The organism is Brevundimonas sp. (assembly GCF_024711105.1).
Classification (GTDB): Bacteria; Pseudomonadota; Alphaproteobacteria; order Caulobacterales; family Caulobacteraceae; genus Brevundimonas.
Genome location: NZ_JANJTL010000130.1, coordinates 1 through 10,930 on the forward strand (window position 1 = coordinate 1; position 10,930 = coordinate 10,930).

The window sequence follows — 10,930 nt, forward strand, 5'->3', positions numbered from 1 at the left end:
GCTTGTGGGTGATCTCCGACAGCGGGTTGGTCTGGTCCATGAACTGCGACAGCTGCGAGCTGCCGAAGAACTCACGCACGGCGGCCGCCGCCGGCTTGGCGTTGATCAGGTCGTGCGGCATGACCGTGTCGATATCGACCGAGGACATGCGCTCCTTGATGGCCCGCTCCATGCGCAGCAGGCCGACGCGGTACTGGTTCTCCAGCAGTTCGCCGACCGAACGCACCCGGCGGTTGCCCAGGTTGTCGATGTCGTCGATCTCGCCGCGGCCGTCCTTCAGGCCGACCAGGATCTTCAGGACCTCGAGGACGTCCTCCTTGCGCAGCACGCGGACGCTGTCGTCCACGTCCTGCTCGAGGCGCATGTTCATCTTCACGCGGCCCACGGCCGACAGGTCGTAGCGCTCGGAATCGAAGAACAGCGACTGGAACATCGCCTCGGCCGCCTCGATGGTCGGCGGCTCGCCCGGACGCATGACGCGGTAGATGTCGAACAGCGCTTCCTCGCGGTTGGCGTTCTTGTCCACCCGCAGGGTGTTGCGCATGTAGGCCCCGACCGTGACGTGGTCGATGTCCAGCACGTCGATGGTGGTGAAGCCCTGCTCTTCGAGCGAGGCGATCATCGGGGCGTCCAGCTCGTCGCCGGCCTCGGCGTAAATCTCACCGGTCTGCATGTTGACCGCGTCGGCGGCCAGGTACTTGCCGATCAGGGCGTCGGCCGCCAGCGACAGCGACTTGACGGTGTCGCCCAGCTTCTTGGCCTGGCGGGCGCTGATCTTCTGGCCAGCCTGGGCCACGACCTCGCCGGTGTCGGCGTCGATCAGGTCGAACTCGGGCTTCACGCCGCGCCAGCGCTCGGACTTGTAGGGGGTGACCCAGCCGTCGCCGCGCTTCTCGTACGGGACGGATTCGTAGAAGGTCCGCAGGATCTCCTCGCCGTCCATGCCCAGGCCGTAGAGGAAGGTCGTCGCCGGCAGCTTGCGGCGGCGGTCGATGCGGACGTAGACGATGTCCTTGGCGTCGAACTCGAAGTCGAGCCACGAGCCGCGATACGGGATCACGCGGGCGGCGAACAGCAGCTTGCCCGACGAGTGGGTCTTGCCCTTGTCGTGGTCGAAGAAAACGCCCGGCGAGCGGTGCATCTGCGAGACGATGACGCGCTCGGTGCCGTTGACGATGAAGGTGCCCTTGTCCGTCATGAGCGGGATGTCGCCCATGTAGACGTCCTGCTCCTTGATGTCCTTGACCGAGCGGGCGCCGGTTTCCTCGTCGGCCTCGAACACGATCAGGCGCAGCTTGACCTTCAGCGGCGCCGCATAGGTCATGTCGCGCTGGATGCATTCCTCGACGTCGTACTTCGGGTCCTCGAATTCGTAGGACACGTATTCGAGCGTGGCGCGCTCGTTGAAGTCCTTGATCGGGAAGACCGACTTGAAGACCGCCTGGATGCCCTCGTCGATGCGCTCCGGCTGGCGCGTCTCGCGCTGCAGGAATTGCTCGTAGGAAGACCGCTGAACCTCGATGAGGTTCGGCATCGACACGGCCTCGGGGATGCGGCCGAACGACTTGCGGATCCGCTTCTTGCCGGTGAAGGAGTGCGCCATCAAAAGTCCCTGTTCCGGCGCAGGAAAGCTGCTCCCCGCGCCACGTCAAAGGGCGCGCGCAGGCCCGTCTCTCAGGGCCGGCTCGCGCCGTCATCTCTCGCGTCCACCCTTGAAACCGGAGAGGTTTCAGGACGCCGGATTGTGGAGCTCCCGGGGAGGAGCGCGTCTTCGCATGGCTAAGGGCGGGCCATGCCTCAACGCTTTCGCGTCACGAAGGGATTCGTGCGGAGGGCGCTATATAGCGCGTTTTCAGCGCGAGGGAAGGCCCGTTTCGCCCTTAGGCAGCCGTGGCCGGCTCGGCGGGCGTCGCCGGCTGGCGGTCGGAGGCGCGACGGTCCGTGGCCCGGCGATCGGCGGCCCGTCCGCGGAAGGCGGTGCTGGCCTGCAGCACCACCGACAGCAGCAGGAAGACCACGAGGGTCACGCCGGCGACCGCGCTCGAAGGTGTCACTACCTGCGGCAGCAGCCCGATCACGCTGAACAGCGCAAGGCCCGAGAAGAGCAGGCTGGCGACGTGCAGGCGCCGCGTGCCCTTGGGCCTCAGCACATAGCCGTAGACATAGGCGCCCACGCAGAACAGCGCGCCCAGCATGGCGGCGACCTTCAGGATGGTGATCAGCTGGTCCATGGTCGGTCTCCTCGGGTTCAGTAGGTCAGATCGCGCTTTCGGCGGGGTTAAGGGTTCAGAAGTTCGAGATCGGCGTTTCGACGGACAGGGTGTGGCGGATCGGCATGGTCGCCATTCCCGGGATGCCCACGTCGCGCTCGTAAACGGCGGTGATCACGCCCATCTGCCCGGTGGGACCGGAGGCCTCGCGGCTGAGCGTCACCGCCACGTCGTCACCGGCCAGGTCCTCGAGGTGGCTCATCACGATGGCGCGGATCGCCGCCTCGCTGGCGTCCGGATTGAGCTGGAGGTGGCGGCCGGCCGACTCCAGGCTGAAGCGGACGCTGGACAGGCAGTGCTGGGTCCACCCCAGTTCGAACAGGCCCATGACCAGCAGCACGAGCACCGGCAGGCAGAGCGCGAACTCCACCGCGCCGGCCCCGCTGCGGCACGAAGCGATCCGGGCGAGCCTAGCGGACACGGATCATCCGGGTGGCGCGGACGCGCGTCTCGCCCCCCTCGCCGTTCGAGCCGCTGGCGGTCAGGGTGACGTAGACGGCGGGCGCCCGCCCGCCACTGCACAGGGACGTCATTTCGACAGGATCGGCGCCGCAGCGGGCGGAGCGGGAATGTCCGACCACCGCGTCGGCAGGGGCGTCGGCCCAAGCGTCGCGCGCGGCCTGGGCCGCGGTTTCGTCGGACAGCCCGCCCTGGAGGTAATAGTCCGCCGCCACATCCAGCGCGGCGGCCGCCTGCTGTTGCTCGACGCCGATCTTCCAGACCTGGAGCGCCAGCAGCCCCATGCCGGCCAGGACCGGCGCGATGATCGCCAGCTCAATGGCGGCCGCGCCCCGCGTGTCGTGTCTGAAGTGCCTGATGATCCGCATCGCCTACTCCGTCAGCTGGACCAGGTGCAGGACTGGGAGCGAGCGCATGCCGTAGGCGGTGCAGTCGGCCGCGACCGTCGTGCTGCCGGACCACTGGACCGTGCGGGCGACGATCTGGGTGCAGCCTTCGAGCCCGGCGAAGTTGCCGAGATAGTCCACAGCCCGGCCGGGCATGTAGACCGCGCCCGTCATCCGCGAATCCGCCGTGCCGTTGAAGGTCGAGGAGCCGGACCCCGACCGGTTTCCGAAGAACAGCACGCCGGAATAGGTCCCGCTGGTCGGCGCTTGGAGATTGACCGTCGCGTTGCCGTTGATGCTGACGTTGGCGCCGCCGGACAGAAAGATGGTGACGCCCGTGCCGGTGACCGTCGTATTGGAATTCACACGAAAATCGCCGCCGCTGACGTAATAGACGCCTGGGGCCAGGGTCACGGTTCCTCCGAGGCGCATGCCGCTGCAATAGCGGCCCGGCGAGAGGCTGGAGTTGTTGGCGTTCAAGCAGCCGCCACTGGCCGTCGGCTCGCTGAGATCCGCGAAGGGGTCCGCGACAGGCGGCGCCTGGGTCACGGCCGAGCGGCACTCGGTCATAGTCGCGCCTGCCGTCAGGGATGCGCCCCCGCCGCTGATCAGACAGTCCACCGTCAGCTGCGCTGAGCCCTGGACGTTGACGGCGTCAGCCGCCGTCGAATTGGCCATCACGCTGCAGCCTGACAGGGTCACGCTGGTGTTGCCCGCGAAGTTCGCGGCGCGCGAAGCGGTGGGGTCCAGCGCCAGGATGCAGGCGTCCGCGGCGGTCCGATAGACGGCCACCGCCCGGGCGGTCAGACCGACGTCGCCGTCGCTGAACATGGCCGTAAAGAAGCGCTCGGCGGCCTGGCTGAGGATCACCTCGACCGCGTCGCCCCCGGCCGACGGTCCCGTCAGCGGCGGGGCGTTCACCACCGCCGCGCCGGCGAGCGTGTCGAAGCCGTTCTCGCTGGCGGCCATGACGGCGACCTGCTCGACCGCCTCTGCGCCCGAGCCCGCCCGACGCTCCATTGCTCCCGCATGCGCCGCCGCGTCCGCCGCAGCCTGCAGCTGAGCCTGCATGTGATACCAGTAGGTGGTTTCCACGCCGAAGCCGGCCCCGCCCACCACCAGCGGCAGGGAGAGCGCGAAAATCACAGCCACGTTGCCCCGGACGTTTTCGCCCAGGCTTCGCAAGGCTCCGGCCATGCCAGCCTCCCGATCCTCCGGGAAGTCTGGCTCGATCGGCTCAACGCTTCGCGAACAAAGTCCGTTAGCGGGCGTCAACCACGCATTGGGCTACCAATCCTGCTCCGGCAGCTGGTCGCCGAAGACCAGGCCGTCTGGCGTGCGCTCGGCCTCGAACCAGGCGACATCGCCTTCGAACGACGGCGCCTCGGCCGGGCGCACGAGGCCCAGCACGCCGAGCCGGTCGCTGACCAGCACCGGCGGCTCGTCGTCCCCGTCGTTGACGGCCCTCGCCCGGTGAATCTTCACCTCGATGTTCATTCCGGCTGCCTTTGCGAATTCCTCTCGACTGCAGGGAACTCTTCCTAAGTCGGAAGGTTCACACACGTACGGCGCCCCTACCCTGGTTCCCCCCGACGAAGCACAGGGCGTCGTGCGTTAACAGGCGGCGCCCCGGTCTCGATCGGGGCGCCGTTCGCACGCCGCGCCGTGCTATGGCTGAGGCATGATCCGTTCCCTGGCTCTCGCCGCCGCCGCTCTTTTCGCCGCCGCCTGTTCGACCGCCCCGCCACCCGCGCCTGCCCCGTCCGAGTCGAGCCAGGCGGGCTGGGAGGCCGGTCAGGCCGCCTGGCTGGCCTGGAACAGCTCTCAGCGGGGCTGGTCCACCACCGACAGCGGCCTCCAGTACCGCAGGGTAAGCGAGGCGCGCCCGCTAGGCGCCCGCCCCGGCCCCACCGACACCGTGCGCGTCCACTACGAAGGGACCTTCATCGACGGCCGGGTCTTCGACAGCTCCTACGAGTCCGGCGAGCCGATCGAATTTCCGCTGAACCGCGTCATCCGCGGCTGGACGGAAGGGCTGCAGCTGATGCGCGAGGGCGAGACCTTCGAGTTCGCCATTCCCGCCGATCTCGCCTACGGCGACCGTTGGGTCGGAGGCGACCTGATCCCCCCGGGCTCGGTGCTGCTCTTCCAGGTCGAACTGCTGGCGGTGACGCCTGCGGCCTGACCGCGCGCAGCAATTCGCATCAGCGAGCGTTGATGCGGCATGAAGCGCCCGATCAGCCTCTGCGCCCTTGCCTGCGCCTGCTCGGCGCCCGTCGCGCCGCCGCCACGCGCGCCCTCGCCCGACCCGTCGTCGCCGGTCCCCGCGGTCGCGGCCGACGACGGGACCTATCTCGACCGCATCGACCCGCTCGGCGGCCAGTGGCGGTTGCAGCGGCTGGGGTCGGAGGACTTCGCCCCCTTCGAGGCCTGGGTCAGCTTCACCTCCGGCGGCTTCCTCAACCACGGGGCCGGATGCGGCGGCGGCTATCCCGCCTTCTACCGGCTCGATGGCCGACGCGTGACCCTGACCCGCATCGAGGCGATCCGCACCGGCCATTGCCAGGACTTCAATGGCCCCAACCGCACCGCCGCGCTCGACAGCGAGCGGCGGCTGGCCGCCTTCCTCGACGGGCTCCAGACCTGGAGCCGCCCCGACGACCGCACCCTGGTCCTGCTCGGCCAAGGCGGGGTCGAGGCCATCCTCACGGCGCCGATCGAGCCCAATCCGGATCTCGCTGGCCGCTGGCGGATCGAGACCATCGGGGGCGAGCCCCTGGTCACCGAGCGCCGCCCGCCGACCCTGTCCTTCGCCATGGCCGGCGTCGGCGCCTATGCCGACTGCAACAGCTTCGGAGCCACCTACAGCGTGCCTTCGTCCGGTCGGCTGCAGGTCGAGGGCCCGGTCGTCTCGACCGCCATCGGCTGCCCACCCGAGGACGCCGCCGAGGACGAGGCGATGGCCCGCGCCATCACCGGCGCCACCGGCTACCGTGTCGAGGCCGACCGCCTGACCCTGACCGGCGGCCCCGGCCTGGTCGCCCGACGCTACCCCGAACCCGACCGCCGCCTGCCCGGCGAGTACGAAGCCTGCGGAAACACTTTGCTCGGCGCCTACCACGAGGGCCCGGTCACCCTGGACTTCAGAGCAGACACCGTCACCGATCAGTCCGGCTGCCGGGCCGCCTACACCGCCGACGGCCCCAACCTCACCCTGCGCCTCGACCGCCAGACATGCTCAGGCGAGCAGACCCCGTTCATCCCCGGCCAGCCCGACAGCGTCGGCGGCGACATTTCGCTGCTGGCCACCGCCCCGCCTGACGCCTTCGCTTTCGACAGCGAGGGCCGGCTGGTGCTTAGGACGCCCAGGGGTCTCCTGGGGATGTGCCGCAAGGGCGACCCGCCGCCGTTCGGGAGTTGAGCTGCCCTGAGCTCCGAGAGCACCGAGGTCGTCAGACGCCAGCGGCGCTCGTTCTTTAAGTCGCCTGGCTGTCCGAGCCGCCGAATCGCGCCGCCCATTCGGCCACCTGGGCGTCGTCGATCTTGGCGAAGAGGACGCCGCCGGCCTGCACCGTCTGACCGGGCGCGAGAACGCCCAGCAGGTCCTCGTCCGCGGACGGCCAGCTCAGGTCGGTCGAGCCGACCGAGGCGGCGATCCGTTCAGCAGCGAAAGGCAGGATCGGCGCGGCCAGCCGGGCGAACAGGGCGACGAGGTTCAGGCCGGTGCGGACGCCGACAGCGGCGCGGTCGACGTCGGTTTTGAAGGCGGTCCAGGGCGCGGCCTCCTGGAGATACTCGTTGCCGAGCACCCAGACGGCGCGGATGGTCTGGGCGGCCTTGCGGAACTCCATGGCCTCGAAGTGCGCGGCCGCCTCCGCCACGCCGGCGCGGATGTCCGCCTCGAGCTTCACCTCCAGCGGGCCGGCCTCGCCGCCGGCCGGGACGACGCCCGCGAACTTGCTCTCGGCGAACTTGACGATGCGGTTGACGAAGTTGCCCAGCACGTCGGCCAGGTCCTTGTTCGTCGCGGCCTGGAATTGCTCCCAGGTGAAGGCCGAGTCCGAGTGCTCGGGCCCGTAGGCCGTCAGGTACCAGCGCCAGTAGTCGGCTGGCAGCAGCTCCAGCGCCTGGTCCATGAAGACGCCGCGCCCCTGGCTGGTCGAAAACTTGCCGCCGTACCAGTTCAGCCAGTTGAAAGCCTTGAGCGTATCGACCGTCTTCCACGGCTCGCCCGATCCCAGGATAGTCACCGGGAAGCTGACCGTGTGGAAGGCGACGTTGTCCTTGCCCATAAACTGGACGTAGCGGACATCCTCGGCGCCCTCGTCGGTGCGCCACCAGTCGCGCCAGGAGCGGCCGGTCGCATCGGCCCACTCCTCGGTGGCGGCGATGTATTCAATCGGGGCGTCGAACCAGACGTAGAAGACCTTGCCTTCCATGCCGGGCCGCGGCCCGCCGTCGGGCCCGACCACGGGCACGCCCCATTTCAGGTCGCGGGTGATGCCCCGGTCGATCAGGCCCTCGTCGAGATGCTTGTAGGCGATGGAGCGGGCCAGAGGCTGCAGGTCCGTCCGGCCGACCCAGTCCCGGATGCGATCCGCCAGCTTGGTCTGCAGCAGATAGAGGTGCCGCGTGTCGCGCACCTCCAGGTTCCGCGAGCCTGAAACCGCCGAATAAGGATCCTTCAGCTCGATCGGGTCGAGCAACCGGCCGCAGTTGTCGCACTGGTCGCCGCGCGCCTTCTCGTAGGCGCAGTGGGGGCAGGTGCCCTCGACGTAGCGGTCCGGCAGGAAGCGGGCGTCGTCGACCGAATAGATCATCTGGTCGACCCGCTCCTCGATCAGTCCGTTGTCCTCCAGCACCTTTGCGAAGTGCTGGGTCAGGCGGCGGTTCTGCTCGCTGGAGGAGCGGCCGAACCAGTCGTAGCTGAGGCCGAACTGGTCCCCAGCCCGTCTCTGGATCTCGTGCTGCTCGTCGCAATAGGTCCGCACGTCCTGGCCCGCCGCGGCGGCCGCCAGCTCGGCCGGCGTGCCGTGCTCGTCGGTGGCGCAGATGTAGAGGACCTCGTGGCCCTGGGCGCGCTTGAACCGCGCCCAGACATCGGCCGGCAGCATGGAGCCCGCGAGGTTCCCCAGGTGCTTGATGCCGTTGATATAGGGCAGCGCCGAGGTGATGAGGATGCGGGCCATGCGAGTCCGGTCTTGAGGGAGCCGTCGCATATAGAGCCCGGCGCGCGGCTCGTCACCTCGCACCGCCGAACCAGCTTCTGCATTCCGCAGAACATCGTTAGGTTGATCCGCCCGTCGGACGCGGGCGCCCACGGGGAGGGTGAGACATGTTCAAGGGAACCAACTGGATCGGTGTGATCGTCGCCGGCATCGTGACCTGGCTGATCGGGGCGCTGTGGTACGGGATGATCTTCAAGGACGCCTGGATCGCCGCGACCGGCGTCGACCCGGACGCCGCAGCTTCGTCGGGCATGACGCCGATGATCCTGGGCTTCGGGATACAACTATTGATCGCAGTCGGTATGGGCTGGCTGGTCCCCAGGATGGCCGACGGATGGATGGGCGGGCTTCGGACCGGCCTGTTCAGCTGGGTCTTTCTCGGCATGCCGGTCCAGGCCTACGGCTTCGTCTACATGACCGAACCCATGGAGGTTCTGCCCATGGACTTCGGCTATGTGGCCGTCACCTTCATGCTCTCGGGCGCGATCGTGGGCGGTCTGCGGTTCGGCCCGAAATCGGCGCCGGCCTGAGACTGCGCGCGTCTTGCCCCGGGGCCGCGCCGCCCCCATAAGCGGGCCGACGCCGGCTTAGCACAGCGGTAGTGCAGCGGTTTTGTAAACCGAAGGTCGGGGGTTCGATTCCCTCAGCCGGCACCAGCGTTCGGGGGACCCATGGGCCGCGATCCAGGTCGAACGGCTATGATCGACCGGCTGACCGCCCTCGGGGTCGTCGCCGGGCGCAAGGCGCTCCAGGCGGTCACGGTGGGCCACGACAAGCCCGCGCTGAAGATGTGCGCGGTCAGCGACCTGGTCGTTCCGGGTCCGACCGGCGATCTGAACGGTCGCCTGTACGTACCCGGCGATGCGGCGCCCGGTTCGCCGCTGATGATCTACTGGCACGGCGGCGGCTTCACCTTCTGCGACAGCGGCACACATGACGCCCTTTGCCGCCGACTGGCGCACGGATCCGGCGTGACCATCCTGTCCGTTGAATATCGACTGGCGCCGGAGCACGCCTGGCCGGCGCAGATCGAGGACGCCATGGCCGCCGCGCGCTGGGTCCTGGAGCGGGAGGCGTTGACGGCGCCCGGGCCCGCCACGGTCCTGCTCGGCGGCGATTCCGCGGGCGGCTACCTCGCTCTTTCCTGCGCGCGCGCACTGAACCGCGAGCGCCCAGGAACCGTGCCCCTCACCTGCCTGATCTATCCCCTGCTGCATCTCGAGGACGAGATCTGGGCGACCGAGAACGCCGGTCTTCGCCGGATCGGCCGGGCGGCGGTCGGAATCATCCGCACCCGCCTGGTCAGCTCCCCGCCCAACCTGCTGGAGACGGACGCGAGCGAAGATCCCCCGTGCGTGCTGACCTACGGTGGCCCGGCCGATCCGGTCAGCCCGGACTGCCGGACCTACCAGGCCATGCTTGAGCGGATCGGCACGCCCGTCCGTGCGCGCTGCTTCACGCCCCTGCCCCACGGCTACGCAAACATGACCCACCTCATTCCGGCGGCGCGCACAGCGGTGGACTCCACCGCCGGGCTGCTTGGCGAGGCGGTTCGCGAGCTGTACCGATCCGAAACGTTCTCCGCCTCGGCCCAGACAGGATGATCTCGATGCGTCTTTTCCCACCCGTCTGCCTCGTCGCGCTCGGGCTTGCGGCCTGCGGCCAGGGGACCGAGAGCGAACCCGCCGCGACCCCGCCGGCGCCGCAGCGCCCGGAGATGACAGACGAGCAGCGCCAGGCGGTTCTGATCAGCCTGCCGGCTCCCTACAACGAGGGCGATCTGGAAAACGGCCGTCGCGTCTTCGCGCGCTGCCGGTCGTGCCACACCCTGCCCGAGGGCGGCGCCAATATGACCGGACCTAACCTGTGGGGCGTTTTCGGCCGCGACGCCGGCTCGCATCCGGATTTTCGCTATTCCGAGGCGCTCCAGGCGGCCGACTTCCAGTGGGAAGCCGAGCAGCTCGACCAGTGGCTGGCCTCACCCCGGGAATTCCTGCCCGGCAACCGCATGGCCTTCGCCGGCATCCCGGACGAGACCGACCGCCGCGACCTGATCGCCTACCTCAAGGTCGAGACCGGCTACGCGCCGGAATAGCCCTCAGCCCTTCGTCCGCTCCACCGTCTCGATCGACGGATTGGCCCTGAGCGCCGCCGCAATGACGGTCGCGTGCCGCGCATCGGTGACCTCGACCTCGAACAGGACTTCAAAGAAGTCCTCGCGGCGGTGGGTCATCTTGAGGTTCAGGATGTTGCCGCCGGCCTCACCGATAATGGTGCAGGCCTGACCCAGCACACCGGGCGCGTTGCGGATGCTTGCCTTCAGCGACGCGGCCGCGAGGCCCAGGCGCTCGGCCTGCGGCGTCCATTGCAGGTCGCGCCACAGGTCGTCCTGGTTCTGGAATTCGGCCAGCCGTTCGCAGTCGATGACGTGGACGGTCAGCCCCTGCCCCGGCTGCACGATGCCGACGATGCGGTCCCCCGGGACCGGCGAACAGCACGGCGCGAAATGGATGCTGACGCCCGGCGTCAGGCCGCCGCCGCGAACGAACAGCCGCCCGGCCTTGCCGCCGTCGATGCGGGTGCGGGC

The 10,930-nt window shown here is 69.0% G+C and carries 12 protein-coding genes, 1 tRNA gene and 1 pseudogene; 6 read left to right on the top strand and 8 right to left on the bottom strand.

Annotated elements, in window-relative coordinates:
• From Q0M60_RS09655 to Q0M60_RS09680, 6 genes and pseudogenes are all read right to left on the bottom strand, one after another.
• Positions 1-1,603: pseudogene (locus Q0M60_RS09655) on the bottom strand (DNA-directed RNA polymerase subunit beta); the annotation flags it as partial.
• Between the two features lie 277 nt (positions 1,604-1,880).
• The gene (locus tag Q0M60_RS09660) at positions 1,881-2,231 is read right to left on the bottom strand and encodes a hypothetical protein (RefSeq protein WP_296818696.1); all 351 of its coding nucleotides are present in this window, start codon (positions 2,229-2,231) and stop codon (positions 1,881-1,883) included.
• A gap of 55 nt (positions 2,232-2,286) precedes the next feature.
• The gene (locus Q0M60_RS09665) at positions 2,287-2,691 is read right to left on the bottom strand and encodes a TadE/TadG family type IV pilus assembly protein (protein ID WP_296818698.1); all 405 of its coding nucleotides are present in this window, start codon (positions 2,689-2,691) and stop codon (positions 2,287-2,289) included.
• The gene (locus tag Q0M60_RS09670) at positions 2,681-3,097 is read right to left on the bottom strand and encodes a hypothetical protein (protein WP_296818700.1); all 417 of its coding nucleotides are present in this window, start codon (positions 3,095-3,097) and stop codon (positions 2,681-2,683) included. Before Q0M60_RS09670 ends, Q0M60_RS09665 begins: the two co-directional genes overlap by 11 nt.
• A 3-nt stretch (positions 3,098-3,100) precedes the next feature.
• Positions 3,101-4,312 carry a pilus assembly protein TadG-related protein gene (locus Q0M60_RS09675; protein ID WP_296818702.1) on the bottom strand — a complete coding sequence of 404 codons (1,212 nt, stop codon included), beginning with the start codon at positions 4,310-4,312 and terminating at the stop codon, positions 3,101-3,103.
• 90 nt (positions 4,313-4,402) lie between these two features.
• Positions 4,403-4,612 (bottom strand): hypothetical protein, encoded by a 210-nt coding sequence (locus tag Q0M60_RS09680; protein ID WP_296818704.1) that lies wholly within the window; start codon positions 4,610-4,612, stop codon positions 4,403-4,405.
• A 184-nt stretch (positions 4,613-4,796) separates the two neighbouring features.
• On the opposite strand from Q0M60_RS09680, the gene Q0M60_RS09685 reads away from it, so the two are divergent.
• A complete protein-coding gene (locus tag Q0M60_RS09685) occupies positions 4,797-5,300 on the top strand; it encodes an FKBP-type peptidyl-prolyl cis-trans isomerase (RefSeq protein WP_296818706.1) in 504 nt (167 codons plus the stop codon).
• A 39-nt stretch (positions 5,301-5,339) separates the two neighbouring features.
• Positions 5,340-6,536 (top strand): META domain-containing protein, encoded by a 1,197-nt coding sequence (locus Q0M60_RS09690; RefSeq protein ID WP_296818708.1) that lies wholly within the window; start codon positions 5,340-5,342, stop codon positions 6,534-6,536.
• 55 nt (positions 6,537-6,591) lie between these two features.
• Here Q0M60_RS09690 and metG read toward each other — a convergent pair whose 3' ends face one another.
• Positions 6,592-8,304, bottom strand: coding sequence for a methionine--tRNA ligase (gene metG / locus Q0M60_RS09695; RefSeq protein WP_296818710.1), 1,713 nt, complete (start codon positions 8,302-8,304; stop codon positions 6,592-6,594).
• Between the two features lie 146 nt (positions 8,305-8,450).
• On the opposite strand from metG, the gene Q0M60_RS09700 reads away from it, so the two are divergent.
• The 4 genes from Q0M60_RS09700 to Q0M60_RS09715 all read left to right on the top strand — a co-directional run bounded on the left by Q0M60_RS09700 (position 8,451) and on the right by Q0M60_RS09715 (position 10,438).
• Positions 8,451-8,873, top strand: a complete 423-nt coding sequence (locus tag Q0M60_RS09700; RefSeq protein WP_296818712.1) for a DUF1761 domain-containing protein — start codon at positions 8,451-8,453, stop codon at positions 8,871-8,873.
• A 51-nt stretch (positions 8,874-8,924) separates the two neighbouring features.
• Positions 8,925-8,999 (top strand) — tRNA-Thr (locus Q0M60_RS09705).
• 42 nt (positions 9,000-9,041) lie between these two features.
• Positions 9,042-9,947, top strand: a complete 906-nt coding sequence (locus Q0M60_RS09710; protein WP_296818714.1) for an alpha/beta hydrolase — start codon at positions 9,042-9,044, stop codon at positions 9,945-9,947.
• A 5-nt stretch (positions 9,948-9,952) separates the two neighbouring features.
• The gene (locus tag Q0M60_RS09715; protein WP_296818716.1) at positions 9,953-10,438 is read left to right on the top strand and encodes a cytochrome c family protein; all 486 of its coding nucleotides are present in this window, start codon (positions 9,953-9,955) and stop codon (positions 10,436-10,438) included.
• Positions 10,439-10,441: 3 nt separating this feature from the next.
• Here the strand turns inward: Q0M60_RS09715 and Q0M60_RS09720 are convergent.
• On the bottom strand, positions 10,442-10,930 hold a 489-nt coding region (locus Q0M60_RS09720; RefSeq protein ID WP_296818718.1), incomplete at its 5' end, for a RelA/SpoT AH/RIS domain-containing protein.